Source organism: Arthrobacter sp. EPSL27 (assembly GCF_001512305.1).
Taxonomy (GTDB): Bacteria; Actinomycetota; Actinomycetes; order Actinomycetales; family Micrococcaceae; genus Arthrobacter.
The window spans coordinates 22,408-49,183 of record NZ_LNUT01000002.1 but is presented as its reverse complement, the minus strand read 5'-3'; the positions used below and the strand labels follow the sequence as shown (position 1 = coordinate 49,183).

24 protein-coding genes and 2 pseudogenes are annotated in these 26,776 nt (G+C 62.5%); 17 read left to right on the top strand and 9 right to left on the bottom strand.

Annotated features, from left to right (window positions below):
- Positions 1-168: 168 nt before the first annotated feature.
- Positions 169-372 (top strand): hypothetical protein, encoded by a 204-nt coding sequence (locus AR539_RS01420; RefSeq protein WP_066432093.1) that lies wholly within the window; start codon positions 169-171, stop codon positions 370-372.
- A gap of 279 nt (positions 373-651) precedes the next feature.
- The gene (locus tag AR539_RS01415; protein ID WP_066431766.1) at positions 652-1,356 is read left to right on the top strand and encodes an SOS response-associated peptidase; all 705 of its coding nucleotides are present in this window, start codon (positions 652-654) and stop codon (positions 1,354-1,356) included.
- Between the two features lie 291 nt (positions 1,357-1,647).
- Here the strand turns inward: AR539_RS01415 and AR539_RS01410 are convergent, their stop codons facing one another.
- Positions 1,648-2,550, bottom strand: a complete 903-nt coding sequence (locus AR539_RS01410) for a DNA/RNA non-specific endonuclease (protein WP_066431763.1) — start codon at positions 2,548-2,550, stop codon at positions 1,648-1,650.
- Positions 2,551-3,023: 473 nt separating this feature from the next.
- On the opposite strand from AR539_RS01410, the gene AR539_RS01405 reads away from it, so the two are divergent.
- The 6 genes and pseudogenes from AR539_RS01405 (at position 3,024) to AR539_RS01385 (ending at position 9,312) form a co-directional block, all read left to right on the top strand.
- Positions 3,024-4,229, top strand: a complete 1,206-nt coding sequence (locus AR539_RS01405; RefSeq protein WP_157360900.1) for an IS110 family transposase — start codon at positions 3,024-3,026, stop codon at positions 4,227-4,229.
- Positions 4,230-4,372: 143 nt separating this feature from the next.
- Positions 4,373-4,978, top strand: a complete 606-nt coding sequence (locus AR539_RS01400) for a TetR/AcrR family transcriptional regulator (protein ID WP_066431760.1) — start codon at positions 4,373-4,375, stop codon at positions 4,976-4,978.
- Positions 4,975-5,961 carry a DMT family transporter gene (locus AR539_RS01395; RefSeq protein ID WP_066431757.1) on the top strand — a complete coding sequence of 329 codons (987 nt, stop codon included), beginning with the start codon at positions 4,975-4,977 and terminating at the stop codon, positions 5,959-5,961. The genes AR539_RS01400 and AR539_RS01395 overlap by 4 nt, the downstream gene beginning before the upstream one ends.
- Before the next feature lie 670 nt (positions 5,962-6,631).
- Positions 6,632-7,675, top strand: a pseudogene (locus AR539_RS18865) (IS110 family transposase); the annotation flags it as partial.
- 385 nt (positions 7,676-8,060) lie between these two features.
- Positions 8,061-8,498 carry a hypothetical protein gene (locus AR539_RS01390; RefSeq protein ID WP_066431753.1) on the top strand — a complete coding sequence of 146 codons (438 nt, stop codon included), beginning with the start codon at positions 8,061-8,063 and terminating at the stop codon, positions 8,496-8,498.
- Positions 8,455-9,312 (top strand): zeta toxin family protein, encoded by an 858-nt coding sequence (locus tag AR539_RS01385; RefSeq protein WP_157360899.1) that lies wholly within the window; start codon positions 8,455-8,457, stop codon positions 9,310-9,312. The genes AR539_RS01390 and AR539_RS01385 overlap by 44 nt, the downstream gene beginning before the upstream one ends.
- 1,217 nt (positions 9,313-10,529) lie before the next feature.
- Here the strand turns inward: AR539_RS01385 and AR539_RS01380 are convergent.
- Positions 10,530-10,838, bottom strand: a complete 309-nt coding sequence (locus AR539_RS01380) for a hypothetical protein (RefSeq protein ID WP_066431748.1) — start codon at positions 10,836-10,838, stop codon at positions 10,530-10,532.
- A gap of 246 nt (positions 10,839-11,084) precedes the next feature.
- Between AR539_RS01380 and mobC the strand changes: the two genes are divergently transcribed.
- The 5 genes from mobC (at position 11,085) to AR539_RS01355 (ending at position 17,166) form a co-directional block, all read left to right on the top strand.
- The gene (gene mobC / locus AR539_RS01375) at positions 11,085-11,480 is read left to right on the top strand and encodes a plasmid mobilization relaxosome protein MobC (RefSeq protein WP_066431744.1); all 396 of its coding nucleotides are present in this window, start codon (positions 11,085-11,087) and stop codon (positions 11,478-11,480) included.
- A gap of 7 nt (positions 11,481-11,487) precedes the next feature.
- Positions 11,488-13,086 (top strand): relaxase/mobilization nuclease domain-containing protein, encoded by a 1,599-nt coding sequence (locus AR539_RS01370; protein ID WP_066431740.1) that lies wholly within the window; start codon positions 11,488-11,490, stop codon positions 13,084-13,086.
- 9 nt (positions 13,087-13,095) lie between these two features.
- Entirely contained in the window at positions 13,096-13,845 is a 750-nt protein-coding gene (locus AR539_RS01365) for a hypothetical protein (RefSeq protein ID WP_066431737.1), read from the top strand.
- 529 nt (positions 13,846-14,374) lie between these two features.
- The gene (locus AR539_RS01360; RefSeq protein ID WP_157360898.1) at positions 14,375-15,241 is read left to right on the top strand and encodes a nucleotidyltransferase domain-containing protein; all 867 of its coding nucleotides are present in this window, start codon (positions 14,375-14,377) and stop codon (positions 15,239-15,241) included.
- Positions 15,242-15,465: 224 nt separating this feature from the next.
- Positions 15,466-17,166 carry a PucR family transcriptional regulator gene (locus AR539_RS01355; RefSeq protein WP_231728450.1) on the top strand — a complete coding sequence of 567 codons (1,701 nt, stop codon included), beginning with the start codon at positions 15,466-15,468 and terminating at the stop codon, positions 17,164-17,166.
- A 236-nt stretch (positions 17,167-17,402) separates the two neighbouring features.
- Here the strand turns inward: AR539_RS01355 and AR539_RS01350 are convergent, their stop codons facing one another.
- The 5 genes from AR539_RS01350 to AR539_RS01330 all read right to left on the bottom strand — a co-directional run bounded on the left by AR539_RS01350 (position 17,403) and on the right by AR539_RS01330 (position 22,306).
- Positions 17,403-17,675 carry a hypothetical protein gene (locus tag AR539_RS01350; RefSeq protein WP_066431724.1) on the bottom strand — a complete coding sequence of 91 codons (273 nt, stop codon included), beginning with the start codon at positions 17,673-17,675 and terminating at the stop codon, positions 17,403-17,405.
- 1,007 nt (positions 17,676-18,682) lie between these two features.
- Positions 18,683-18,895 (bottom strand): DUF2905 family protein, encoded by a 213-nt coding sequence (locus tag AR539_RS01345; RefSeq protein ID WP_066431721.1) that lies wholly within the window; start codon positions 18,893-18,895, stop codon positions 18,683-18,685.
- Between the two features lie 418 nt (positions 18,896-19,313).
- Positions 19,314-21,278 carry an ATP-dependent zinc metalloprotease FtsH gene (ftsH, locus tag AR539_RS01340; RefSeq protein WP_231728449.1) on the bottom strand — a complete coding sequence of 655 codons (1,965 nt, stop codon included), beginning with the start codon at positions 21,276-21,278 and terminating at the stop codon, positions 19,314-19,316.
- Positions 21,279-21,376: 98 nt separating this feature from the next.
- Positions 21,377-21,676, bottom strand: a complete 300-nt coding sequence (locus AR539_RS01335; RefSeq protein WP_066431719.1) for a DUF4193 domain-containing protein — start codon at positions 21,674-21,676, stop codon at positions 21,377-21,379.
- Between the two features lie 135 nt (positions 21,677-21,811).
- On the bottom strand, positions 21,812-22,306 hold the full coding sequence (locus AR539_RS01330) for an Hsp20/alpha crystallin family protein (protein ID WP_082699141.1): 495 nt from the start codon (positions 22,304-22,306) through the stop codon (positions 21,812-21,814).
- Positions 22,307-22,656: 350 nt separating this feature from the next.
- Here AR539_RS01330 and AR539_RS01325 point away from each other — a divergent pair, with 350 nt between their 5' ends.
- The 4 genes from AR539_RS01325 to AR539_RS01310 all read left to right on the top strand — a co-directional run bounded on the left by AR539_RS01325 (position 22,657) and on the right by AR539_RS01310 (position 24,605).
- Positions 22,657-23,043 (top strand): Hsp20/alpha crystallin family protein, encoded by a 387-nt coding sequence (locus AR539_RS01325; RefSeq protein ID WP_066431716.1) that lies wholly within the window; start codon positions 22,657-22,659, stop codon positions 23,041-23,043.
- 210 nt (positions 23,044-23,253) lie between these two features.
- Positions 23,254-23,574 (top strand): hypothetical protein, encoded by a 321-nt coding sequence (locus AR539_RS01320; RefSeq protein WP_157360897.1) that lies wholly within the window; start codon positions 23,254-23,256, stop codon positions 23,572-23,574.
- Positions 23,575-23,615: 41 nt separating this feature from the next.
- Positions 23,616-23,894 (top strand): hypothetical protein, encoded by a 279-nt coding sequence (locus tag AR539_RS01315; protein WP_066431710.1) that lies wholly within the window; start codon positions 23,616-23,618, stop codon positions 23,892-23,894.
- A 165-nt stretch (positions 23,895-24,059) separates the two neighbouring features.
- Positions 24,060-24,605, top strand: a complete 546-nt coding sequence (locus AR539_RS01310; RefSeq protein WP_066431707.1) for a YceI family protein — start codon at positions 24,060-24,062, stop codon at positions 24,603-24,605.
- Between the two features lie 120 nt (positions 24,606-24,725).
- On the opposite strand, the pseudogene AR539_RS19585 reads toward AR539_RS01310, so the two are convergent.
- Both AR539_RS19585 and AR539_RS18855 read right to left on the bottom strand, forming a co-directional pair.
- Positions 24,726-25,300 (bottom strand): annotated as a pseudogene (locus tag AR539_RS19585) (IS21 family transposase); the annotation flags it as partial.
- Between the two features lie 185 nt (positions 25,301-25,485).
- Positions 25,486-26,670, bottom strand: a complete 1,185-nt coding sequence (locus AR539_RS18855) for a glycerate kinase (protein ID WP_082699140.1) — start codon at positions 26,668-26,670, stop codon at positions 25,486-25,488.
- Positions 26,671-26,776 lie beyond the last annotated feature (106 nt).

Below are 26,776 nucleotides of genomic sequence, written 5' to 3'. Positions count from 1 at the left end.
ACGTCTAGGTTTCAACGCCGCTCGTCGCTCCATCTCACCGACGCCGGGAAATATACCGTCTGGAACTCTGGCATCACGCATCTCACGGGCGCGTTTCGGGTCAATTATGCATAGAATTTGGACATCGCAGGCGCCGGAGTGGACCGGCATGGAGTTATGAAGGACACAATGACCGAGAAATTGCGTCTCACCCCGGAGGAATCTTTTCCCGAGGACCTGACCGAGGTCGGAGATCTGCAGCTGCAGGTCTTGGACAGTCAGGTCCAGCGCCAGCTCGATCATGAGGTCATTGCTGAGGGAGAGCCGAACCGGGAGACAGAGTTCCGGCATTATGAGCTCGATGAAGAGTTCGCAAACCGCGACAAACGTTAGTCAGCGGAGGGCAGTTGGCTCCTGGGGGTCCCGGTCGGGGGACTTCCGGCACATAGGAAAGCCCCTCCGTGGAGGGGCTTTCGCGGATGAAACAGTGGGTTGGTGGTGTTGGTCAGTGGTGATGTGCGCCCCCTTCCCGGACGTCGTGTCCAGCCTGCCTTGATTCGATACTGAGAGACTTTAATAAATGATCCGCGCATCGTCCAGCCGCGGGGCGGGTGTCCTGCTACCCCCCGGGTTTGGCCTTCCATTCAAGGTGACGTGGGGCACAATGAGTCCATGTGCGGCAGATATGTGATGTCCAAGGCCACCGGGGATCTCCTCAGCCAGTTTGAGGCTAAGGAGATCGAAGGCAGCCCGCCACCGCCGAGCTGGAACGTCGCTCCGACCCAGGACGTTCCCATCATCGCGGAGCGCCTGGAGGAGGGCTCCGTGGATCGCCGGTTGTTGATCGCGCGCTGGGGTCTTGTTCCGTCCTGGGCCAAGGACATCAAGATCGGTTCGAAGCTGATCAACGCCCGCAGCGAATCGATCCTGGACAAGCCATCGTTCCGCAAGGCCGCCGTCAAACGCCGCGCCCTGATCCCGGCGGAAGGCTATTACGAGTGGCAGAAGACCGAGGACGGGAAAAAGATCCCGAATTACCTCTACTCCGAAGAAGAGAATGTGCTTGCCTTCGCCGGGCTGTATGAGTTTTGGCCGGACCCGTCTCTTCCCGAGGGGGACCCGCACCGGTGGCTGCTCAGCTGCACCGTCCTGACGACTACGGCGCATGATTCTCTCGGCCACGTCCATGACAGGGCTCCGGTCATCATTCCACCCAGTATGTATGCCGGCTGGCTGGACCCGGACACGACGGACAAGGAAAAGGTGCAGGAGATGCTCGATGCGATCCCTGAACCGGTCCTGACGCCCCGGGTGGTCACCGATCGGGTGAACAGCGTGCGCAACAACGGCCCGGAACTTATTGAACCCGCCCCCTGATCACTGCTCGGCTGATGTTTCTGGCGAAAAAGACGGTAAAGAACACCCATTCCGCCTCCGGGGCACGCCGCAGCCGCCTGTCCATGGGCCTGCCACGGCGCTCTCCACAAGACGGGCTGGCACCCGGCCTGTAGGCGCTGCATTATGGATGGCCCGCTGCCGCGGCCGGTGGCCCGGTCAGGTGGGGGTCGCCGGCAGGGTTTTTGCCGTGCCCAAACTGCTGCTTTGCCACCCGTCGGAGGCTGCCTTGCCGGGTGGCTCCGGTGCCGGGTTAGGTCAGGTCGGGGGATGTCAGTCCGTGCCGTTGAGGTCGAAGTCCAGGTAGAGGTCCAGTGGCGAGTTCAACCGTCTCCAGGTGGAGGCGACCGGGGCGGTGGTCAGTGTCCGGGCGACCGGCATCCGGTCTGCGGCCACGAGCTGGTCCAGGTCCAGGCCTGTCAGGGCGGCAATGTCCCGGACGGGGACCTGGAAGGTGCGGAACGGGCCGAGCGGGGGAGCCTCGTCGGTGGCGCCGGGCCGCGGGACGTCGGGCAGGTCCGCGAGCTCGGGTGTCTGGTCCACGACGTAGCCGGTGGCGGCGAGGTCCCCGTGGTGGAGGAATACGGCGACCTTGAAGTACCGTAGCGGGATGTTGACACCGCGGTAGACGGGGTCGGTGTCACTGAAGATCGGGCCGGTGAACACGACGAGCCGGCGGCCGTTGTCGGCTGCGTTCTCCTGCAGGTAGGACTCCAGACCGAGCCAGAGGCCCAGGCCCTGGTTGAACTTTGCCGCCTGGGGCGCGGCGTTCGTGTAATGGAAGGTGTCCTCGTTGGCCCGGGCTGCCTCTTCCCGGGTTTCGCCCCAGACGGCTGAGGCCCGGCGGACCAGGTGGCCGCGGTCGATGTCGTTGCGGGCGTAAACCCTCTCCCCGGTCTGCTGGTTTTCGCCGAGCCGGGGATCGAGCCGCCACTGGATGCCGGATCGGTCCAGGTTCATCAGCTTCGCCCCGTCGATGCCGAGGGCCGTCACCGCGGCCAGGCGTTTGTCCGGGCGCATGAGTACGGAGAAATGCGTGTAGGGCAGAAGGACCGTCTCGACCCCTGCCAGAGTCGGAACGGGCACCGGCACACCGAGGAAGCCAGCATCGAAACCGGACCGGCCCGACAGATCGCGTCCAGTAGAAGAATCCGCCCCCACCAACAGTTCATCCATGCCCGGACCCTAACAGCTGCCGGGGACAACGATGTGAATGATCCACCCGCCCAAAGGTCCAGGGCCCGAGATTGGAACGGGAAACCCTCGGCCCGGCCCGCGGGCATCCCAGGTCCACACACAGTGCATTCGGGCGTCCGCTGGCGCGGCCGGCTGTTGGGTCCAGTGCTGTCCGTCGCAGAGCTCCGGCCCGCCCCGGCCCTGTCTTGTCTACGACGTCTTTTGGTTGCTGTCCTTATGGTGTTGACGGGTGGTTCCGTGGCCGTTGTAGGGTCGTGGCTACCCAGGGAGGCGGGTATGGCTTTGTTGCTGTGGCCGGACGATTCACGTCGTGACGGCTCCGAAGGATTGGCCACCCGCACTCTCCGCGATGACCCGACCGCTGATTGAGAGACGCGACAAGATCGCCGGATAAGGACACGACGGCGCGGTTATCTGCCGGGTTCCACCCAACTGACAGACTGGAGGCTGTTTTGGTGCACCTATGGGCCGGTATCGACGCCGGCAAAGCTCATCATCACTGCGTCGTAATCGACGCCGACGGACACCGTCTGCTGTCGCAGAAAATCCCCAACGATGAACCCGCCCTGCTGGATCTCATCGCCACCGTCCTCAAACTCGCCGACGGGGACGAGGTCATCTGGGCGACCGATCTGAACCACGGCGGACCCGCGCTGCTGATCGCCATCCTCGTCGCCCACGGCCAAAACATTCTCTACATCCCGGGCCGGATCGTCCACCACGCCTCCAAGCTCTACCGCGGCGAAGGCAAAACAGACGCCAAAGACGCCGCCGTCATCGCCGACCAGGCCAGGATGCGCAAAGACCTCCAGCCGCTGCGGGCCGGGGACGAGATCAGCACGGGCTTGCGGATCCTCACCGCCCGCCGGGCGGACAAGTCCGCGGACCGGGTGCGGGCGATCAACCGCCTGCAGGCCCAGCTGCTGGAATACTTCCCAGCGCTGGAGCGGGCCTTCGATTACAGCCGCTCCAAAGCCGCCCTGTTGCTGCTGACCAAACACCGCACCCCGGACGGGATCCGCCGCACCGGACAGACACGGCTGCACGCCTGGTTGAAGAAACACGGCACCCGCTCGTCCGCCGCGGTCGCCCAGGCCGCCGTCGACGCCGCGAAATCCCAGCACACCACCGTACCCGCCCAGCACCTCGGGGAACAGATCGTTGCCGCCCTCGCACAGGAAATCACCACCCTCGACAAGGAACTGGCCGACCTCGATGCGCTGATCAGCGAAAAGGTTACCGAACACCGGCACGCCCGGGCCTTGCTCAGCATGCCCGGCTTCGGCCCCGTCCTCGCCGCCGAGTTCATCGGCGCCACCGGCGGAGACCTGACCGTCTTCCAAACCGCGGACCGCTTTGCCGGCGTCGCCGGCCTCGCTCCGGCACCCAGGGACTCCGGCAGGATCACCGGAAACCACCACCGGCCCAGACGCTACGACCGCCGGCTGCTGCGGGTCTTCTATCTCTCCGGCCTCTCGGCGCTGAAGAGCTGCCCCGCCTCCCGGACGTACTACGACCGAAAACGCACTGAAGGCAAAACCCACATCCAGGCCATGCTCTCCCTGGCCCGCCGCCGCCTCAACGTCCTCTGGGCCATGCTCCGTGACGGCACCGCCTACACCCCGGTCCCGGCTCAGGCAGCCAGGATGGCTGCCTGAGCCGTCCCCGCGCTGCGCGAACCCTCATTTGGGTCCGATGCACCAGGCTCCTGCGTCTCTTCCCGTTTTCGTGGTGGCCACCGGACCAAAGAGTAGGTAGGCTGGTCTACCTACTAGGCATTCCCACCCAGCGAGGTTTACTGATGTCCGAGAAACAGATGGCACCGAGAAGCGGCTCTACCAGGCGGCCTGCCCGCGACGCCCTGATTGACGCGGCCTCGCGGCGTTTCTATGCAGACGGCCTGGCCGGGACGGGAATTGACGCCATTACGGCCGAGGCGGGCGTGGCTAGGAAGAGCCTCTACAACAATTTCGCCTCGAAGGCTGAGCTGGTCACGGCGTACCTGAACGCCCGCCACGAGGAGTGGATGGGGCTGTATCGGATACGGCTGGAGAGGGCGAGTAGCTCCGGGGAGCGAGTCCTTGCGGTCTTTGATGCTTATGCGGATCACGCCGATCTGGCGTACTTGCATGGCTTTCGGGGCTGTGGCCTGCTGAACGCTGCAGCCGAGCTTCCTGCCGGGGATCCCGGGAGATCGGTGGTCCGCCGCCACAAGGAGCAGGTCGAAGCGTTGTTATCGGAGCATGTTGCCGAACTCCTCCCGCACTCACCTGAGCAGGCGGGTTTAATGGCCCGGCATCTGGCGTTCCTGCTTGAAGGGTCCATGGCCCGGGCCGGACTTGAGGGCAACGACCGCTGCATCCAGGAAGCCCGACAGATCGCGGCCACCCTGATCGCCAGCCTGTGAAGACTGCAGGGTTTAGAGGGAGTTCGTGGGGCGGGCTGTTTGTGCTGGCCGCCTCGGTGTTGTGGGGCACAACGGGGACCGCGGCCACCTTCGCCCCCGAAGTAAGCCCCCTCGCTATCGGGGCGGTAGCGATGGGCCTCGGCGGCCTGCTCCAGGGCGCGATTGCAGCCCGACGGATCATCGCGTGCTCGACATCCCTGCGCTGTCAGTGGCCCACGGTGGCATTGGGCTCGGTGGCCGTTGGTGCGTACCCGCTGGCCTTCTACTCGTCCATGCACCTGGCCGGGGTGGCGGTCGGAACAGTTGTCTCCATCGGTTCAGCTCCCCTCGCCTCCGCCGTCATTGAACGGATTGTCGACAAACGAAGATTTACAGGCCGCTGGGCGGCCGGCGCTGCGCTCGGTCTATCCGGTTCCGTGCTGCTCTGCTGCGCTGAAGCCGCGAACAGTGATCCGGCATCAGCATCTGCTTCGGGATGGTCCACACCCGCCGGCATCGGCCTTGGGCTGGCTGCCGGTCTCACGTATGCGCTCTACTCCTGGGCCGCCCACCGCCTGATCAACACGGGCATACCGTCAAGGGCAGCAATGGGAGCCGTCTTCGGCGCCGGCGGGCTACTTCTCATGCCCGTCTTGGCACTCACCGGAGCTCCACTCCTCGCGGCCTGGCAGAATCTGGCCGTCGGCGCCTATATGGCACTTGTTCCGATGTTTGCCGGCTACGTTCTGTTCGGCTGGGGCCTGGCCCGTGTCCGCACCAGCACGGCCACGACGATCTCCCTCGCGGAGACAGTGGTGGCCGCCATCCTGGCGGTGGTGATCGTGGGTGAACGCCTGCCGGCACTTGCCTGGGTCGGTGCCGGACTGGTCGCAGGCAGCCTGTTTGTCCTGACGCTGCCAGCCCCTCGACAACGTCACAGGAGGGCCGAAGAAAACCCGCCCAACGGCAGCCAGCCTTCCCCCGCCGTCCCGACTCGGGCCTAGTCCGTCGACATTTTGGGCTGCTCTCCCCGCCGTTCAGAAGGCTACCGCGCTCAACCCCTGGAATTGTGGCATAAACAGAGGCGTCGGCACTATGTGAGGTGACGCGCGGCGCGGTTCCCGCTCCCGTTCACAGGACAAGGGCCTCGCTGCGCTCGGACAGCACAAGCATTCTTCTTTTCTTTTTTGCTGCTGTCCGTTGGATCCTACGTGCCCGCTCCACCGGCTCAACCGTCCTGCGGACGGCAGCGCAGCCGACCGCCTGTGCTCGGCGCTGCGCTTATTTCCTCCCACAACCCATCCACTGCTCGCCCTGCGGGTTGCCCCGGCTCCGTCGGGCACAGCTACGCGATGCTCCGCCAGCAGGCAAAAAACATTGTGAGTCTTTCAGTGGCTGGTCTGGGACTAGCTGGCAGTGTTGATGCCGGCCGTTCTGCCTGACGCGTGACTCGAAAAAACAATTGCCCCCTTGAGGGTGCATTTCCCCCGACTTGTCCGCGCCAGGTGGAGCGACCGGCGTTGACCTGTCCCCACGACGGTGGCTTGATTAGAAGCTTGCCCAGCCCTGCGGTTGTGGCTCATCACAGTATTGCCTCGAAGTGACTCCTCCCAGGTCAGTGCCGGTCGCGATGCGACCAGTCTTGCCCGTTCGAAAGAAAGGAGGGTGGCCGCGTTGACTATCGTTGCGCAGACCCGCCCATTCGTCATCGGCGTGGACTGCCACGCCCGCACCCACACCTACGCCATTATCGACGCCAATACCAAGCGACAGGTCGCGTGCGAGCAGTTCCCGACCACCCAGGCAGGGATCTCCCGCGCACTCACCTGGGTGGGCCGACGGACAGACGGCGATATGGCCTGTCTATGGGCCGTCGAGGGTATCGGCTCCTACGGGGCAGGTTTGGCGAGGGCAGTAGCCGACGCCGGCTACGACGTCGCCGAAGCTCCACGAATGAACGCCCGAGGACGCCGGGGGATCGGCAAATCCGACCCGCTGGACGCCGCAGCCATCGGAACCGCAGTCCTGGCCTTAGAGGAGTCCCAGCTTCGAGTCCCGCGCCGGGGCGAAGGCACCCGTGCCGGACTCAGGATCCTGAACGCAGCACGGGATCAGTTGACCCGGGAACGAACAATGAATGTCAATGCACTCATCGCCCTACTCCGGGCACACGACCTTGGAATCGACGCTCGTAAACCATTGGTTCCCGCCCAGATCGCCACGATCACCAGATGGCGGGAACGACAGGAACCGATCGAACTATCAATCGCACGCGAGGAAGCAGCCCGGCTGGCGCGCCGCGTTCTCGAAGTAACCACACAGCTGACGGCGAACCACAAGCGCATGACAGAACTGATCCAACAAAGCCCCGCTGCGCCGCTGTTGGAGATGATGGGTGCCGGGGCTGTCACAGTCGCCACCGTCCTGACAGCATGGTCGCATCCAGGAAGAGTCCGCAGCGAAGCTGCCTTCGCCTCACTGGCAGGGGTGAATCCCTTGCCCGCCTCAAGCGGTAACACTGTCCGGCACAGGCTCAACCGGGGCGGTGATCGGCGCCTCAACCGAGCCCTGCACACCATCACCATGACCCGGATGGCCCACGACCCCGGAACACGGGACTACGTCACCAAACGCACCCAAGAAGGCCGCAGCTACCGCGAAATCCGCAGATCCCTCAAGCGCTACATCGCCCGAACCCTCTACCGCCAACTCAACACCCTTTACGCCACAGCGGAACCGGCCCGATCCCACCCAGAAGGGGCAGACCCCTGCCAAGAAGGAGCACATCGTCAGCTGCACAGCCTCAGCAATCCTGGTTCTTGAGGTGGTCGGCTAAGTCCCTTGGCCGTGGCGCATGACCCTAATTTGGAAGGCGCATCAATCGGGAGCTTACTCGAACCCCTCAGCGCGACCTGTCGAAACTCGGCTCCCCAGCTATTGCTCGCCTCATATCGCTAGGGATGCGAGACGGAGGAGTGGTTGAGCTGGAGTCATCCCCGCTCGAGAGACGATCGGATCAACTCACTCGGCAACGACATCCGTAGCTCCTTGATTCACAGTGAATCAAGGAGCTAGACTAGAACCCACGAAGAAAGGAAAGCTGATGCTCACCATGGACAGCGGCCTTGCCGCAATGCATCGCCAGGCACTGCAGCGCCAGGCCCGGCAGCGCGTCGATCTGCTTGACGATCTTCGGGCGGTTCAGAATGTGGCCCAGCGGAACTTCAGCCAGCGGGAGATCGCCGAGGTTCTGGCAACCAGCCAAGCCAAAGTTCACCGCATGTTGAAGGCAATCGAGCGCAGGGGAGGAAACCTCGAGCTGGATCCCGAGGAGATAATCCTCCGCGCCTTCGCCTACGACACACCGCGGGAAGAACTCGTGGCCAAACTCAAGACCTTTGCCTACACCTTTGGCGAAGAGGCACCGTATCCGCATGAAGGACGCATCCCAGGCAGTTGGGATCAGGTCGTAGCTGCAGTAGCACAGGGTCTTCTCAGTGAAGAAGAGTTCAACAGCGTCAGGGCGGCCATTGGCCGCTGAAAGGGAAGAAATCCATTCCGCCCTCACTGACCTTTTCGCGCCCGGGGGTGCCCTCAATCAGCGACCGGACGAGTTGACCAAATACTTCGATGATCTGGCAATCGTACGAACAGCGCACGCGTACATGCAGCTGCAAAGCGACGTCTCGGCCGGTGGGCAAGCGGTCGTAGTGACGGCGGGGCCACCGGGAGCCGGCAAGACGGCAGCCCGCAAAACGATGTCCCTCGGCGGGTACCGGATTATCGACGCTGACATTGCAAAGGACCTGCTGCTCATAGAAGCCGAGCGGCAGGGATTACTGGCCTACCGGCACTCACACGTGCTGCCTGACGGTCAGCCTGTAAGCGTCCGCGAGCTATCCAGTCACATCCATTCGATGTCGACCCGGACGGTTGACATCGTTCGAGGCCTGGCTTTGGCAGCAGGGGAGAACATCGTCATTGAAGGCACACTCTTCTGGGACCCCCTCGTTACGCAGTACATCGGTGAGCTCTTCGATGCGGGGTACGAAGATCTCGATGTCGTGGATGTAGAGGCCTCACTGGCCATTGTGCTCGAACGGGCAAAGGAACGGTGGTGGGATGATCGCCAATCCGAAGATTTGGGCGGTAGGTTCGTTCCAGATCAGGCGATTAGCAGCTGCTTCCCAGATCCCTCCGGAGCCTCAGTCTGCGCCACCAACGCCCTGACCCTGGCCGAGCGTGCCGGTTCCGAACTCGGGCGTGGAACGCTGCGCAGATTCGACGTCGACCCCCGAACGGGAGAGGTCATCCTGTCCTCCGAAACTATTTTCAGAGGGCCATCACCGCATTAGGCATTGCTGTCTCCGTCTTCCGGGCAGCTTGTGATGAAGGTATGTGGCCCCGCCGCGCTGACTGCCTGCCTGCTCGGCGGTGCGCATGCTCCCTTTCACAACTCCTCGGCTGCTTGCCCTTCGGCTTGCCCCGGCTCCGTCGCGCATTGAGCAACCTCAGTGGGACAGTTTTGGGGGCGGGGTATACCCGAATCTCGGATCCCAGCACATGAAGGGATTTTGCGACGGGGGAGAGGGCCAAGAATGTCCCGGTGAGGGACCGGCTTACGGGAAGGTTCCGCGGGCTCAAAGGGGATGCTGCGATGGAAGTAGGGTTTCTTTATACGCGGGGGACTAGCTCCGCGCGGACGTTTTGATAGAGGAGCTGCGCGTGCCCAACTACCGTCGGTACAAACCTGATGAAGGCGTGCAATTCACGGGCCCGGAGACTGTTGCGGCCGTCGCGGAGTTAGTTAGGAAATATCGACCTCGGGTCAGCCACCAAAGTGCCCCTGCCCTTGGAACATTGAGGTTCTACGACAGCGGTCCCGAACTACACCTCAAGTTGCAGGATTGGGTAGTCGTCATCGGAGGCGACGTGGTGGTCATGCCGCCGTCATTGGTAGAAAAGCCAACCTTTCCTGCGGCAGAGTGACAGGAAGCCGTGGGAACTCTCGGAGGCCTGCGGTACTAACCAGCCGGTCCGTACGAGGCTGAGCTAGAACAAGTGCCCGCCTGGCATCGTGGATTCGAGGCTGATGCTCGGCGCCCGGTCTATCCGGGTCTTGGTCCACTTCACGCCTCGCTCTTCGAAATCGCTGCGCGTGAAGTGCTCGGTGGCGACTATCTGGCTGAGTGCCGCTGGCCAGATTCCTGAGGATCACGTCAGCGACACCGACTGAACCAGACGCTACAAACAGATGAAGGCCGGCACCTCGAAAGGTGCCGCCCTGCGCTATGTTGAGGCCCGTAGATTTGTCGCGACTACGGCTGAAAGAGACATTGCCGCCCGCGTGGCCGCGGCCCGGGAGCGCAAGTCTTGGACCATGGGAAAGGCGTCCGTGGTGCGTCCCCAATTTCGAGGCTGTGCACATTCGCCGGTCCCGGTGGTGCGGTTCCTGCCCGTGGTGCCCTGGCGTCTGTGTGCTGCCGGTCAGGTGGGTCCCGTCGTGCACATGGGTGCGGGAAAAGCCCGAAGGATTTAGCTTTTGCCGTGCCCATGTGGGCGAGGGGCAAGCTTACTCAGCCCCGGTATCCCCACCGGCGGAAGATGGGGATGCTTCTTCTGCCGTGCGGGTGGTGGCCGGCTTCCGGCGTCGCGCTGCGGCGCCGGACTCGAGCCCGAGTTTCTTCAGTTCCTCGGGGCTCCACCCGTCTTTAGTGGCGCGCACGTAGGCGCGCTTGTCTTCGCGTTCGGCGTCCGCGAGCTGCTCGCGCAGGTCGGTGATCCGCTGCCTGGTCTTGACCAGGTTCGTGACGGATTCGATGCGTGAGTCCAGGAGGGCGCGGGCCTGGTTGCGGGTCTGTTCGATATCGATGGCTGGCATGCATCCACGGTAACCACAGGGACAGCGGCTTTTCGGGCAACGACGCGCAGCGGCGTGCCATTTCCGGAACCGGATTACCACAAAGCGGAGGAAAAGTGTAGCCGCCACTTGGGCGGAGCAAGCTGGTAACTTAGCACGGCTAAGTTGGCCTGATCCTCGACTTGTCGTCTCGGATGCGGCACACTTGTCAGTGTGGTCCCCGGGTTTCCGGGTTCGCTGCGCTGGCAAATTCGAAGGGCGGGACAAGTGAGTGAAGGCAGTGGCTTCGCCGGTTGGAAGTCCCGTCGTCGTCGGGCGAATGTTGACGGCGGCCGGATGCATCGTCACGAGGTTAAGGTCAGTCCGGAAGAGGAAGCCCAGCTCCTTGCCTTGGCGGAGAAGCACCGTGTCACGATCCCGCGGCTTTTGATCGAGGCGGCGCTCAGCGAGGGCACAGAGAATCCGTCGGAGCGGCGGAATCAGTTCATGCAGCTCTCTACGTTGCAGCGTCTTGTCGGGACCGTGGCGAACAACATCAACCAGATCGCGCGTCACGCGAATGCGACGGGGGAAGTGCCGGCGGAAGCTGCCGCTTCCATCGCCCATGCGCGCGCTGTCATCATCCGGATTGACCGTCAGCTCGCCGACATGGCCGGGCGGTAGTTTCACCGTGATTCCGAACATCACCCAGGGCGACCGCATGGCGGGTCTGATGATCTACCTCGCTGGACCGGGGCGGGCAAACGAACACGAAGAACCGCACCTCGTTGCGGGCGATTCGGCGCTCATGGCCTGGCACGACGACAACGAGTTGAACCGCGATGTTGCCCTCGACATTGCCAACGCACTCGACCGGGCCAAGCAGTTCTTCGGCACCGACGTGGACGGTGGACACGTCTTCCACTGCTCGCTGAGTCTGGCCGCAGAAGAAGGTCAGCTCAGCGACGAGCGTTGGGGTGCCATCGCGAACGATTTCATGAAGGAAATGGACTTCACTGAGGACGGGGGAAAGGCTCCCGCCCGGTGGGTTGCGGTCCGTCACGGATTGAGCAAGAACGGCAACGACCACATCCACATAGTGGCGTCGATGGTCCGGGACGACGGCACCAAATGGAACGGCTGGAAGAGCAAGTACAAGTCCCAGCAAGCTGCCAGGACACTGGAGAAGAAGTACGGACTGAACGAGGTCGGGACCCTACGCGCCGAGCGCGGATTCACCCCGGCCGAACAGTCGAAAGCCATCCGCCAGGGGCTGCCGGAAGTCGAGCGCCACAGCCTCGCCCGCAAGGTGCGCGTCTGCGCAGGGGCATCGACAGATGAGGCGGAGTTTGTCCGGCGGGCACGCCAGGAGGGCATGCTCGTGCGGCCCCGCTACGCGGCCGGCCGCACCGACGTCGTGACCGGCTACTCCGTGGCCGAACGCCCCCGCAAGGGAGAGCGCGCCGTGTGGTTCGGCGGCAACTCGTTGGGCCGTGACCTGGCTCTGCCCAAGCTTCGGGCAGAGTGGGATAGCACCCCTGAGTCGGCTACTTCCGCTGTCGCGGAATGGAACGCCGCGGCGCGCAACCGCCGGCCGGTGAGCCCCGGCCGGGAGACGCTGCAGCCATCGGCTGAGCTGTGGAGCAAGTGCGCCAATGACGTCAGTTCCCTCCGGGAGAAACTGGCCACGACCCCGCACGATGATCACGCCGCCTGGGCGCAGGCAGCCCGCGAGACTTCCGCGGCGTTCGGTGCATGGTCCAAACGGATTGAACCGACACCGGGACCGCTCGCAGACGCCGCCCGAGAACTCGCCAAGTCCGCCCAGCTGCGCCGTTACCCGGCACGGCCGGCAGTGTCCCTGCCGTCCGCCCGCGGGGCGACCATGATCCTCCTGGCCGCGACCTCCAAGAGCGACCGCGCCGCGTACGCCCTCATGTTCCGGCAGCTCGCCCAGACGGCCCGGGCGATCCATGACATGCACAAGGCAACGGACGATTTGCGCCGGGTTCGGGGACTTTCCTCCGCCGTCAGGGCGGCCAGCAAGGTTGTCGAGGCCAGCGCGAACGCACAGACACTCAAGGCACAGCCGATGTCGATGGAGACGCTGCGCCAACAGCACCCGGAAGCGTCCGAGGAAGCCCTCAAATCAAGGCTCCTGGTCGAACGTTCACGAGGCGGCTCACCGTTGCCTCCCGTTCTGACCCGACCGGACGCAGCGCAGCTGCAGGGAGCGCAGCCGCGGACCGAAGAGTCCCACCGGCAGAACAATCCAGGCATCGAGCGATAGGGGAAGAGCATGAGCGAAGCAGACGGAATGGAAGATGCAGTCGACGGGGCGATGCGTACCGGGCTGATGGTTGCCAGTCGCATCGGCGAGCAGCTTGCCAGAATGCGCGAACAGGAACAGCGCACCATCGCCGCAGCAGAGGAACAACGGGCCCGGGAGCTGCAGGAACGCTTTGACGCCCAGCGGGCTGCCGCCCGGGCCCAGCTGGCGCCGGTCTCCCGCGAGGACTGGTGGGACAAAGCCAGCCCCGAAATGATCGAGCGGGTTCACGAGACGGCCACGGCGTGGAAGGCCTACGACCCCGAAGCTGCGCGGGCGGCCGAGAAGATCGGCGAACAGGTCCAGAGCCGTTACGGCATCGACGTGAACAACACCGGTGCGGACGAGGCATCCGTGTCCGCGGCCCTTGCCCGGGCACAGCAGGCCCGCACCGAATCCGAAAGTGAACGGACCAAATCATCGGCCGCGCGCACCGATGAAGTGGTGGCCCGTGCAGCCATTGCCGGCGCCAACCGACAGGACCGGGCAGACAGAAGCGAACCGGCTTGGGACACTGCAGAACGACGCCAGCAGCTGGCCCAAAGCCTGGAAGGCAAGGGTGACAGGGAAGCGGTCAAGGCTAGGCTTCTGGCCGACAAGCACCAAGGGACACACCCCCACGCAGCAGTTGCCACCAAGCCCACGGCAGCCAAGATCGCTCGCATGGGGACTGCCTCGGGTAAGGGCCGGACTCTCGAACGCGGAGGCCTGGAACGCTAGAGGACCCGGATGGGGGATCTGCCGCCAAATTCCGGTCGCCTCTGCCGGCCGCAGTCGCAGATGCCTTCCTCGGACACTCCTATGCGGCCAGCTCCGCTCTGCCATCACAACCGCGGTTCTTGTCGGAGGGTGGTGTTAGTCTCCGTCCATGATTGATGGCAACGCGTGTTTCCGGCACCCGAGCACATGGATGGAGAGGCCCGCGGTGCATTGCGGTGTGACCGCTGTTGCCCCGGACGCCATTTCCCCAGCAGATGGTGATTCACCTGTGTCGAACTGATCCACAGGGTGTGTATCCAATCCCTAAAAAGGAACAAATCCGGACATTCTGATAACCCAGGTCTGTGGATTAGCTGTGGATTAAATGACATAGCTGTAACACAACATCTAGGGGTGCATGGACAAAACTGGCACTACATGTAGTATCAGAGCTTGGGAGTGTGTTGTCGCATACCGAAAATAGCGACACGCGAGTAGCGCTTGAAAGCCAGACCCGCCTCGGGGTCGGCTCATAACAAAGGGGACATAGATGGCTCTGCTTATTGGGGAATTCTCGACTGCACTAGGTCGTATCGAGCCAGGAGTGGATAGGGACAATGCTCCCGAAGCCCATAAGCTGGTTCGGGCCGCGCTGGAAGAGGACGGAACGCTCGCCGAGTACGGGATAAACACCGTTCTGATCGGTTCTTACAAACGGCGGGTATCAATACGACGAGTCAAAGACGTTGATGTGTTTTGCCGCCTTGAGGAACTTCCCGCCAACGTCACATCAAAGGAGATCCTGGACAAGTTCTTCGACGTCCTCCACACAGCATTCGGCCGTGACTCGGAAGGACATCAGCGGACGAAGCGTCAGGACCGCAGTCTCCAAGTAAATTTCCCCGAGTTCGACCTATATGTGGATGCCGTTCCCGCGCGCCCCCACGCGGACGGCAGCACCTGGGAAATCCCGAAACGCGGAGAGGACAATGACTGGCAGCAGACGAACCCAGATCACCTGACGTCGTTGACCCAACAAATGAACGACGCACACGATGGGATGTACGTTCCTACAGTCAAGTTGCTCCGCCAAACGCGAAGGGCGCTCCTCGGCGCCGCGAAGCCTGGTGGCTTCTTCATTGAAATCGCCACCTACCAAGCATTCGCTACCGGTGCCGTAGCTGGACAGAACCAAGCTGAGTACTACGCATCTGCCCTCTCGGCAGTCTCCACCTTGGTCAGAAATCACGTCGACTATGGGCTCACAGTCGGAGATCCGACGCTGCTCGGACACGCACTGATCACCGAGTTGGTCGTTCCCAGATCAATTCCTACTGCCTTGGACATGATGATCCACTCCGGTAAGAGAGGTGCAACCGGTCCTCTGTACGGTGTCCGCCCTAATAACACCGCATGACAGATCCGCAGAATCAGACCTGCCATTTTGGAACCGAAGGCTTGCCACGGGCGTCCTACATCCGAGTCTGCTCTCTGACCGGATCGGCTGCATGGCCCCCAAATGCCTAAATCAGCCGACTCTTATGGACCTAGCAGGTCCATAAGCCACAGAGGTATTCTCGAACCACAGAGAGCAGCCGGAGGTCTACGCGCGGACTTCACGCCTACGATGAGGCCCAAGTTATGGACGGAGACGAGGGATCCAAGATGTTCGATCGGCTTATCGCCGAGGAAATCCTCAGCACGGCAGCACAGAGGGCTTCAGCGCTGCCGTTCTGTGAAGTGGAGGACCTTTACCTTGGGGTGAACGGCCAATTGCGACCCACCCCCGACCGCACAGCAAAAGCCCAGGATCAGGATGTCCTTCGCCTCCATGGCAGGGATGCGGTGCTCCCGGAGTCCGGACGAGGATGGCGATACGCGCTGTTCATCTTTGGGGACAGCGGCGAGCTGAACGGGTGTCTGGTGCTATCCGCCCCCAGCGCCCCGGGGCCGCCTCAGCTGATGCAGCTCCGGAACCTGGGTGGACCCACGCCGGCGGCGTCCCCCGGAGACCCAACCGCAGGACACCCACCGGAGGCAACCGGCCAGCTGCGCTACCCTGACGGCAGTGAGGACACTGAGGAGCGTCTCCTGTCCCTGTCGGCAACGGTCCTGAAGCTTGAGGCGCGTGCCAGGGTCCAAAATGCCCTGGACCGCACAATGATTGCCGACCTCGGGCAAAGGGAATCCAGGGAAGCCTTCGTGGCGGAGGTTCTTTCAGAACTGACGGGCCGTCCGATTTGTATCGAGGACGCATTTGGCAACATCCGCGCTGCAGCCGGCATTGGTCCAGACCGTCCCTACGCCCAGCCAGGGCCTGGCGCGCGGGCACGGATCGCCCAACTCTGGCTTGCCTCTGGATCCCCGGTGCGGGAACCTCGAAGGCTGGTGGCTTTGGTGCTGCCGGACAGGGATGTCCTGGGGGCAATCTGCATGCTGGAAACGGACAAGCCGTTTACTGACGAAGACGTCTTCGCTTTGGAGTATGCCAGGCGGATCCTGCACGTCGAGTTGGCGCATCGGCGCAGCCTTGCCCAGGTGGAACTGCGGCTGGGCCGTGATCTCGTGGATGAGCTCGTTGCCGGGATGGATCAGAGGGCCGCAGTTTCGCGTGCGCAGGCACTCGGGTATGACCTCGGAGCCCCCCAGCATGTCATTGTGGCACAGTGGCAGCCGATGACGGGGGGCGATTCTGCGGTGGTCGCCCTGCGGAAAGCCCTCGGGGAACTCCGCACGGCCTCGCTCGTTTCGCAGGGCTCCGACATGACCATTGCCGTGGCCACCGGCGCCCCGACCGGCGCCGTGCTCTTTAAAGTCATGTCAAGGCTGCTGCACGGCGCCTCCGGGGCGGTAGGCGTCGGCGGCCCCTGCCAGGAGGTCACGCAGATTCCGCGTTCATTCGCGGAAGCCCAGCGTGCGCTGCACATTCGGACCCATTCAATCGAGCCCTCCGGCCTCACCCGCTTTGATCAGCTGGGCATCTACCGCATCCTCGACACAGCAGGCGGCCAACCGGATCTGGCTGGCTATATCGATGAGTGGCTGGGCGCCCTCCAACACACCGATGACAGCCGCGGTTCTGATCTGGTGCATACCCTGGCCCAATACCTGGACCACGGTGGCAATTATGACAGTACCGCCCAGAGCCTGACCATCCATCGCAGCACCCTTCGGTACCGGCTGAAGTCCATCCGGCAAATCACGGGCTTCGACCTGGCAGACCCGGAGATAAGGCTCAACCTCCACGTCGCCACCCGGGCCTGGCGTCTTCGCCCGCAAACTTCGTCCGGGACGCGGCCCAGGGCCGGTATGAGTTCGACGGACAGAAGATCTCCAGCGTGATCGATCTCCTGGCCGCTAGCCGGAAGAAAGAGCCAGGGCAACAATCCGACGTCACGCTCCAGCGCGGACAAAACACCAACACCAACACGGTGAAAGTTACCTTGTGACGCACGGCTGCCGAATAGGCCCGCCTGGCACAACAATTCCTCAAGGGATCCGGGACGGCGTTACTCGGCCGGGGCATTGCGGCCGTTCCTTTCGGCATTGGCAGGAAGTAGTACCGGGCAGAAACCGCTTCACTGTGGCGCCGTCCGCCCAGGCAGCAGGATCCGTTCCGGCGGCTGGCTGTTTGTCGGGTTCAGGATCCATGAGTTGTCCGGGATCGGCCGCGGCTTTGTTCGGCGCAGCTTGCGTATCAAGATGGCGAACGGCAGTAACAGCAGCTGCAGGATGCCGGCCGCTATTAGCAGTGTCACCAAGAGGACGAGGTACGGCAGGTAGAGGAGGAAGATGCCGACAAGGGCGGTAAGGTATCCGGTGCTGAATCCGAGGATCGTTCCGGGATCCACGTTTGCTCCCCAAGGGTTATCTGGAGTGGTGGGTGGAGCCCCTGCCTCGTGCTCGTCGGAGGCTTACCCTTCTCGGGCGTATAGCGGCGTGGTTTCGGTGAAGGCGGGCTCGCCATGGCCTCAGGCGGTGGCGGTTCGTTCCTGGGGAGGCCGAGGCGACCAACGTTGACCCGTTCCGCCTGCGGCGAAGATGAAAGACGACGGTGGTGGTCAGGCCGGTCCAGGCGAATGCTGCGCCGATGACAAGGAGCACTGCTGGAAGCGTGTCCACTGCGGCACTTCTCCTAAATACTGAAGGAGTCTGCGGGCGATCCCTGGTAGGTGCTGATCATTAACGTGGTGTTGGCTTTAACCCAGGCTGAGCCGCTTGGGCCGCAGGCGCATGGGTGAGGCGCGCGCCTGCTCCTGCAGGCAGAAATCTGTGGGGGAGTAGGGGGAGTTGGGGGATCTCACAGCGGCCTCCGCCTGAGCTGATGCGGGGCTTGCTGCAGGACTTAGTTGAGTTATAGCGCGGGTTTCTTCCCTAGTCAATAGATCAAACGCAGCCTCCTTTCTGGGGTGTCCCCAGAGCAATTCACAGAGTCAATAATTGATTTTCCGTCAACCTGCCTCGGCCGGACAACCTGTGCCTGCTGACCACGCAGCCCGAAATGGTGCCGACTTTGATCCGTCCATCGCTGGGGTCAATTCGGGTTATCCACGGCTGAAATTGGGAGCGAGCGGGGGTAGCTCCCTGGCAGCAGTAGCGGTGGATAACCTAAGAGAATTTTCCCGGTTGCGGGCGGTACGGCGGGGGCTTCCACACTGAAGCCTGCAACCTATCCCTATTGTTAGCGGTTGTGAGTACCATACCTCCCGTCGGCAGTTTGGGGCGTGCCCCAAAGCCTTGGTCTATATGCCAGGTCTCACTCGCCGATATTGGAGATTCCTTCAACCTGATTAGGCTCTGACGAACTGGCAGTGGTGACTCTATTCCGTCCACGGTAAAGTGTGGCCGTTTGGCCGCTTCATTGGCGGATCAGAGCAATTAGCAGACTGACCACCACCGAAACGACGATCATCGAGACCCAAGGGAAGTAGACCCGAACGTTCCCGCTGTCGATGCGGACATCCCCAGGCAAATGCCCGAACCACGACAACCAACCGTTCCAAGCCAGTACCCCAACCAGGACTACCAGCACCCCAACAACTACGAGCAGGGGACCAAAGTCACGGTTCATTAGCTGACCTCCTTGCCATGCAGTTGTGTTCGCAGAACCTGGTTTCCGGTCCTTTTCCTGAAGAGGTGTCGGGTTGGGTGTAAATTTCGGCGGCTCATGGGCGCTTATTGCTCCGCTACGCCGTCAACCTGATCCTTCAGGAGTTCCCAGAAGTCCCAGGCCCCGAACATTGTCATCATCTCCTGTCACGTCCGCCCATACCCATCAGCCCCCGCAGGAAACAAAAGGCAGGTTTGTGCCGGTTCCAGCGACCTTCTTTGTGATGCCGTGTTCACTGGTCCGGTATGGAACGGGAGAAAGGCTCCATCAGGTTTCCCCCAGTTCCAAGGGAACCGGGATCCGGCTTCTGCGCCCTCGTACAACGGCGAGAAGTGCTCTTTGTTCGTGCTTCACGAGCCGGTTGCCAGAAAGGATTGATTTACCCTTTGGTACTCATCTCTGCCGGTGCGGCGGGGAAGCGGTGAAGTCCTGCGGCTTCGTAAATTTCCTGCTCGTCGAGGGTTTCTTTTTCCAGGACGCGCTGGGCAAGGGAGTCCAGGCGCCAGCGGTTTTCCTGCAGAAGCGTGAGGGCGCGTTGGTGACATTGTTCCACCAGGGTGCGTACTTCTTCGGCCACGGTGTCGAGCATGCCTTCGGAGACGCCCGCGGCGCGGGGGTCTCCTTCTTCGGGGAGGATCTGGACGGGGCCGATGCGTTTGGACATGCCCCATCGTCCTACCATCATCCTGGCCAGGTGGGTGCTGGTCTGCAGGTCGCTTTCGGCGCCTGTGGTGACGACGCCGAAGACGAGGTCTTCGGCGGCCATGCCGCCCAGTGCCCCGACGATCCTGCCTCGGAGGTAGTTTTCGTCGTACCCGTACCGGTCGGTGTCGGGGGTGGAGAGGGTGACGCCGAGGGCGCGTCCGCGGGGGATGATGGAGATTTTCCGGACCGGATCGGCGCCGGGTTCGAGCATGCCCAGGAGGGCGTGGCCGGACTCATGGTAGGCGGTGCGCCTGCGTTCATCCTCGGGCATAACAACGTTCCGCGCGGTACCGAGCTGGATTTTCTCGAGAGCGTCGAGCAGGTCGCGTTGGGTGACTGCGGGGTGGGATCGTTTCACCGCCAGCAGTGCGGCCTCGTTGACGAGATTGGCCAGCTCCGCTCCTGTCATGCCGGGGGTGATACGGCTGACAGCGTCCAATTCAGCGTCGGGGGCGAGCCGCACGTTTTCTGCGTGGACGCGCAGGATCTGCAGCCGGCCCGCCTGGTCTGGGGCGTGCACGGTGATGGAGCGGTCAAACCTGCCGGGCCGCAGCAGGGCCGGGTCCAGGACATCGGGCCGGTTTGTTGCTGCCAGGACCACGATCCCTTCGGATGAGGAGAACCCGTCCATCTCGGTCAGGATCTGGTTCAGTGTTTGTTCCCGCTCATCGTGCCCGCCCACTGTCAGGGAACCGCTTCTCTTGCGGCCGATCGCGTCGATTTCATCGATGAAGATGATGGAGGGTGCGGCATTGCGGGCGGCCTGGAAGAGTTCCCGGACCCGGCTGGCGCCGACGCCGACCACCATTTCAACGAATTCGGAGGAACTGGCGTGGAAGAACGGGACCCCGGCTTCACCGGCAGTGGCGCGGGCGAGCAGGGTTTTGCCGGTCCCGGGCGGGCCGCTGAGCAGGACGCCTTTGGGTGGTTTGGCTCCGATCGCCTGGTACTTTTGGGGGTCTTTGAGGTAATCAACCACTTCGGAGATTTCCGCTTCAACCTCATCGATGCCGGCGACATCCTTGAAGGTCACCCGGACCTTGTCGGGGTCCACGGGCTGGAACTTTTTCCCTGCCCCGAAGCCGCCCATGCCGAGCATGCCTGACTGCTTTTTGAACAGCCACAGGTAAAACAGGACCAGGAGCACGATGGGGGCGACGGAGATCAGCAGGTTGGCCAGGACACCGCGTTCGCTCACAAGCGGGGTAGCGCGGACGGTGGCGTTGTTTTGTTCCAGTTCGCTCAGCAGGCTGTCGTCAGCGAAAAGGGGACGTTCGGTCGTGAACCGGATATAACTGTTCCCATTGCTGCCGGGCAGGGGCTTTTCGGTCCGGAGGGTCCCGTCGATGGTCTGGCCCTTGGCGAAGACTTCCGCGATGTTGTTCTCCCGGACCTGCGCCTTGAACTCGGTGTAGGACACGGACACGGGTTTGCCCAACTGGTCCTGCACGGACAAGGCAGAGAACACTGCCAGATACAGCACCACGATCAGCAGGGTGCGCCACCACCGGCCTTTTTTCTTCCCCTGCCCGGGTTCGTCGGGCAGGCCTTCGGTCCGCCACGGTACTTTAGGCCAGGACCCCAGCGGTGTTCCTGCCCCGTCACGAGGGCTGTCCTGGCGGGTGGCTGAATCGCTCACTATCCACCTCCCGAATGTCTGAGCTGTGTTCATGGTATAGCCACTGGTTCCGCTTACGTCAACCAATCCGTCTCAATCAGGGAAGCGTCACAGGCTGCTCAGCTTTCGCATTCGATGCAGTACTTGTTTCCGTCCGTTTCCCTGGCGAGTTGGCTGCGGTGATGGACCAGGAAGCAGGACCTGCACGTGAACTCGTCCGGCTGGATCGGCACGATATGGACCAGTAATTCTTCACTGGAAAGGTCAGCGCCGGGAAGTTCGAAACTGTCGGCCAGGTCGCCTTCATCCACGTCAAGGATCGCCGCTGCGGGTGAGGCTTTGTCAGTCTTGAGCTCATCCAGTGGCTGCGCCGCCTCATCTTCGGCCTTTGTACGGGGCTCGTCATAGTCAATGGCCACTGGTCCTCCTCCATGTGGTAACCAGGAGACATCCCGGGAGCAACATCAGCGGTAAGGGCCCGTCCAGCGTGCGTGCGGACTGGACTTTCCGGTGCCAGCAGCGGGACGGACCCTCAGCCACTGGGTACCTTGGGTTTAGATGTTGGCTCCGGCATCTGTTCCGCTGCCACCGGCATTACTTTCGCCGGTGCTGGTTCCGCGGTTTGTTCCGGCTGCTTCGCCGCTGCGGGTGATGGGAATTTTCCGGGACGGGCTTTCCTGCTGCTCCGGCACCGGGATCCGGACTTCGAGGATCCCGTCGTTGTAGGAGGCGCGGATGTCTTCTTCCTTGACTGCCCCTGGCAGGGCCACATTTCGGGAGAACGTGCCGTACCGGAACTCGGAGCGGTATCCGCGCTTGTCCTTGTGCTCGGTCTTTTCCTCGTGCCGGACGTTGATGCGTAGATCGTCCCCGCTCAGGGTGATGTCTACGTCCTTGCCGGGATCGATGCCAGGCACCTCCGCTTTGACGACCATGGAATCGCCGTCACGGTATTCCTCTACCCTCAGCCAGGATCCTGTTTCCCCTTCGAGGAACCGCCGGATGGGATCTGCGATGTCGACGCCGGACCACCGCATGAGATTGCTCATCGTGTGCCTCCTGTCTGCTGCCCAGCCCGCACAGCCGACACGGCCCCAGGCCAGGATCGGATCGAACAGCTTTAAGATACGCGCGCTGCCGTTGGTTGTTAAGCCCCAGCCAGGAGGGCGTTACGGCCGAAGTTTGAGCCATTTACTGTTTTTGAAGGACGGGTAGAGGACGATGCCAACGAGAGGAATCAGTGCCAGAAGCCGGGGTCTTCCGCTTACCAAAGACTCTTTCCAATCTCAGGTGTCAGTGCTAAAAATCTATGTCAGTGGATATAGATCTATCCTGTCGGTTGCTGATCAGAGGAGGCATGTCATGTTGATGATGCGATCCGTTCCGGCAGCTCGACAGGTTGACGCAGCAGGCGCTGGGCACGGCTGCCCGCCCCACCGCGATGGCCATGGACGCCTGGCGTGACGGCAAGGAGTTCGTGGTCGCGCTTGATTTACCCGGTGTTGAACCTGAGTCGATCGATGTGAATGTCGAGCAGAACGTTCTGACCATCCGTGCCGAGCGTAAGGACACCGTTGGAGAGGGCATCGAACTGATTGCTTCCGAGCGCCCGCGCGGTGTCTTCAGCCGACAACTGCTTTTGGGTGAAGCACTGGATACAGAGAAGGTGAAGGCAAGCTACGACGGCGGTGTCCTCACGGTCCGGATTCCGGTGGCGGAGAAGGCCCGGCCCCGGAAGATCGAAGGTTCGTCCGGAGCCGGCGAGCAGCAGCAAATCAGCGCTTGACTGACCGGGAAGGAGGCTGCAGCCCACGGCTGCCTCTCCGGCGGTATCTCCTACAGGAGCACCACTGCGCCTCTTGGCGCACAGGCAGGATCAGGGCAGAGGCATCCTTCCTCCGAAGCGGTGGTGGGCTTGGTGCCACCCGGCGTCCGCAAGGCATCGCTTCCCATGACACAGGTTGTCCTGAGGCCAGGCGGCCTGAAGGTGACGACAATGACTATCCAATATATGAACGACGGTTTTGCCCCGCATGTGGACCGGGGATTCCAGACGGCAAAGACACGCCTTGAACCGAGCAGGCTCGATTGGGACCAGGACGGGGAGTCTGCAAAGCACTCCCGGGCCCTGGTGGAACATATCCTCGCCCTTGAACCTGAACGTGTCCCTGCCGTCACAGCCGAACTTTTTGCTGAGGCGATTGCCGTGGCGAACGCCGTGCGGCAAGCCCAGGGAAGAGGGCCCGTTACGTCGTTCCGCGCCCGGGACTTTTGGGAGATCCTCAAGGATCTGATCGACAGCGTCCTCGAACAATAGCCGCTCACCCTTAATTGCCGGAACGACAGGGGAGGATCAGCATGGATGCAGAACTTGAACAGCTGCGGACTCTCGCTCACGTGATCCTGACCGCCGAGACCGCGCTCGATACCGCCTACGCGGCGTTGCAGGCCTCCGCGTCGGCACTGCTCGCAAGCGGGTCCTGGTCCCTTACCGATGTCAGTGAAGCATCAGGACTAAGTGAAGGCGAACTGCTGGACCTGCTCACCTTGGGGGCCAACAACAGGGCCCTCGAACAGATGTTTCCCGAGGAATCGCCCGATCACGAGGGACCGGGTCCCCGTGGCGCTGTCGAATGAAGAAAGCAGGCCGGCTTCACGCTGATCGTCGCAGGAATCCAAAACCACTGTCATTGGCGCCATCGGCTTCCTGCTGATGGGCGCAGGCAATGGACAAAAAATCCCGGGTGCAGCAGTGTGGGGGTTGGTCATCCTGACCGATTTCCACTGCTAAGGAGATGCAAAATGACTCTGCCACACGGAATAACTTCAGGGGTCTGGGTTCTTGACATGTCGCACAGTGAGATTGCATTCACGGTCCGGCACGCAGGCATCAGCAAGGTACGGGGCCGCTTCCTCGAGGCTTCCGCCGAGGCCAGGATCGGAGAGTCCCTGGCCGACGCGTCACTGCATGCCACGATCAAAACTTCCAGTTTCGATTCCGGTGACGCCAACCGGGACGCCCACGTGAAAGGACCGGAATTCTTCGATGTGGAAAAATATCCGGAGATGACATTCCGAGCCACATCCATAGAAGGCGACGGCGAGGACTATACGCTGACCGGCGATCTCACCATCAAGGGAGTCACCAGACCGGTGGAACTGGAAGTGGAGTTCAGCGGTGTGGCCGTGGACCCTTTCGGTGCCACGCGCGCAGGCGCCTCGGCCGAAGCCGAGATTAGCCGTAAGGACTTCGGCCTGACGTGGAACGCGGTACTGGAAGCCGGCGGCGTGCTGGTCAGCGACAAGGTAAGGATCAATATCGAGGCGGCGCTGGTCAAGCAGTCCTGACGCCCGCTCTGCAAAGTTTGCCCCTTTTCGCCTTTTTGTGGGTACTCCCCCGCCTAATTTGAAACGCCGATAACGGATATTATGTAAGCTTGAACTGTGATTGCATCTGATGCATTATTTCGGCCTCCGTAAGTTAGAGATGGGCACGCTGATCATCGAGGACCGGTCCACCCGCGGCGTCAGGACCAGGCCCGGGTAGAACGCCTCTGCTGGCACCGGTGCCAGGAACGGCTGTTCGTGGGTGAGGTCTTGGCCAGTGGTGCGGATTCGGTCAGTGATCCCCCTGGGCCTCGTTACGGGATTCCCATTCACGGATCCGGTCGTTGAGATCATCCAGGGAGTCAGTGACAGGCATCGGTGAGAGCCGGGTGCGGCGGAACCAGCCCACGTCGCCTTCGACCCGCCCTTTCATGCTCCCGGCAATGCCGGGCTGGCAGCAGAGGAGGTCGAAGCCGTAGTGCGAGCGGAACAACCTGCCGTCCGTTTTCCTGGCGCTGCCGGCCCTGCACGAACACCACCGCGCTGACCGTGCTGGCGAGGTTGTCATAGCGGATGTGCTTGGTCGGGATGCCGCCCAGGACCTGGAACGCTTCGATGTGGCCTTCGAGGAAGGCTTCCTAGGCCTGCGTCGGGTAAATCCTGTGGATGACCTTGCCGGAGTGGCAAAACCGGAAGTGGCACTTCGTCTTCACCCCGTCGCTCAGCAGTTCGGGGGTGAATCTCCTTGGCGTGTTCGTAGAGGGCGCGCCGCAAGGCTCCTAACATAGATCAGGGCTTCCGTCGTCTGTCTGGTAAGACTTTGGCGTTATTGATGGGTACAGCTGCGGGCAGGAAAGCCAAGGAATGGTCTATCCGGTAATCCGAAGAGTCCTTCATGACCTCAGCGCTGGCCGGGAAACTGTTTGACGCGTTCATCTCGACACTTCCCTGGCACGTTCGGGGACAGTATTTCTGACGCGATGGTCGTGCCGACGGTTTCCAGGAGCGGCCCCGCGTTGGACATACAAATGGCGGGATCGGGTTCGATATCGGCTAACGCGAACGTTCGATTGAAGCCGGCCGCCTTGAGAGTCTGGTCAGGGAGGGTGGTCCGTCCACATACGGCGATGACCGGTACCCCCGCCCTTGCGGCTGCCCGGCTGACGCCGAGCGGTGCTTTACCGCCTAAGCTCTGCTCGTCCAGGCAGCCTTCTCCGGTAATCACGAGTGTGGCGCCCTCGATTTTTTTATCCAGGTCAAGCAGCCGTCCAACAACTGTGACACCAGGCTCGACGCGGGCGGCGAGAACAGCAATGGCCGCATATCCGATACCACCCGCGGCGCCGGCACCAGCCTTTGTCGCAGCGGCCTTGGCCCGCGGGCCGATCTCCCCCTCAAGAACATCAACCAGCCGGGTCAGTGCCCGGTTGAGGAGCTCAACAGCACTGGGATCGGCGCCCTTCTGCGGCCCGAAAACGGCAGGTGCTCCCTGTTCCCCTAATAGCGGGTTGTCCACGTCGCTTGCCAGCACGAAACGCGCGTTTCGCAGTCCTGGATGCAGCCCGCTCAGGTCGGCAACTGCCAAATGTTCCAGCGCGCCTCCTCCCGGGGGCAGAGGCTGCCCGCGGGAGTCCAGGAATTTCGCTCCCAACCCCGCAAGGAGTCCGGCTCCGCCGTCGGTGCAGGCGCTGCCACCCGCGCCGATGTATATGAGCGTGCAGCCGTGGTTGAGTGCCACATTGATGAGCTCACCGGTCCCCAAGCTTGTCGCACCTAGGGCGTTGGGTATCCCTCCGGGCAAGGATCCCAGGCCTGATGCTGAGGCGGTTTCAATGACAGCGATGTGGTCGCGGACAGCCATGGTAGCGGTCACGGGCAGTCCAGTCGGTCCGCTCACGGTGGTGACGTGAGGGGTGTATCCGGCGGATATTGCCGCTGCGACTGTGCCTTCTCCCCCGTCGGCGATCGAAAGGCAATCCACCGTCAGGTTTGGTCTTTCGGTCATGAGACCGCTGGCCAGATGTCTGGCGACCTCGTCGGCGGTCAGTGAATGTTTGAATTTATCCGTGGCGATCAGTACTCGCATGTGCAGTCCTCTTGGGAACGTCGTGGGGATGGACGGCCAGGGCCCTTGTTGGCGCAAGGCCACCCGACGGGTAGCGTCAGCGGCATGGAAGAGAGATTGTGGAGTT

Coding starts and splice junctions, on each gene's coding strand:
- AR539_RS01355 (WP_231728450.1), top strand. CDS start 15,466: ATGGACGGAGACGAGGGATCCAAGATGTTCGATCGGCTTATCGCCGAG.
- AR539_RS01360 (WP_157360898.1), top strand. CDS start 14,375: ATGGCTCTGCTTATTGGGGAATTCTCGACTGCACTAGGTCGTATCGAG.
- AR539_RS01415 (WP_066431766.1), top strand. CDS start 652: ATGTGCGGCAGATATGTGATGTCCAAGGCCACCGGGGATCTCCTCAGC.
- AR539_RS01420 (WP_066432093.1), top strand. CDS start 169: ATGACCGAGAAATTGCGTCTCACCCCGGAGGAATCTTTTCCCGAGGAC.
- AR539_RS18855 (WP_082699140.1), bottom strand. CDS start 26,670: ATGCGAGTACTGATCGCCACGGATAAATTCAAACATTCACTGACCGCC.
- AR539_RS01315 (WP_066431710.1), top strand. CDS start 23,616: ATGGATGCAGAACTTGAACAGCTGCGGACTCTCGCTCACGTGATCCTG.
- AR539_RS01390 (WP_066431753.1), top strand. CDS start 8,061: ATGCTCACCATGGACAGCGGCCTTGCCGCAATGCATCGCCAGGCACTG.
- AR539_RS01345 (WP_066431721.1), bottom strand. CDS start 18,895: ATGAACCGTGACTTTGGTCCCCTGCTCGTAGTTGTTGGGGTGCTGGTA.
- AR539_RS01380 (WP_066431748.1), bottom strand. CDS start 10,838: ATGCCAGCCATCGATATCGAACAGACCCGCAACCAGGCCCGCGCCCTC.
- AR539_RS01320 (WP_157360897.1), top strand. CDS start 23,254: ATGACTATCCAATATATGAACGACGGTTTTGCCCCGCATGTGGACCGG.
- AR539_RS01400 (WP_066431760.1), top strand. CDS start 4,373: ATGTCCGAGAAACAGATGGCACCGAGAAGCGGCTCTACCAGGCGGCCT.
- AR539_RS01410 (WP_066431763.1), bottom strand. CDS start 2,550: ATGGATGAACTGTTGGTGGGGGCGGATTCTTCTACTGGACGCGATCTG.
- AR539_RS01310 (WP_066431707.1), top strand. CDS start 24,060: ATGACTCTGCCACACGGAATAACTTCAGGGGTCTGGGTTCTTGACATG.
- AR539_RS01330 (WP_082699141.1), bottom strand. CDS start 22,306: ATGAGCAATCTCATGCGGTGGTCCGGCGTCGACATCGCAGATCCCATC.
- AR539_RS01365 (WP_066431737.1), top strand. CDS start 13,096: ATGAGCGAAGCAGACGGAATGGAAGATGCAGTCGACGGGGCGATGCGT.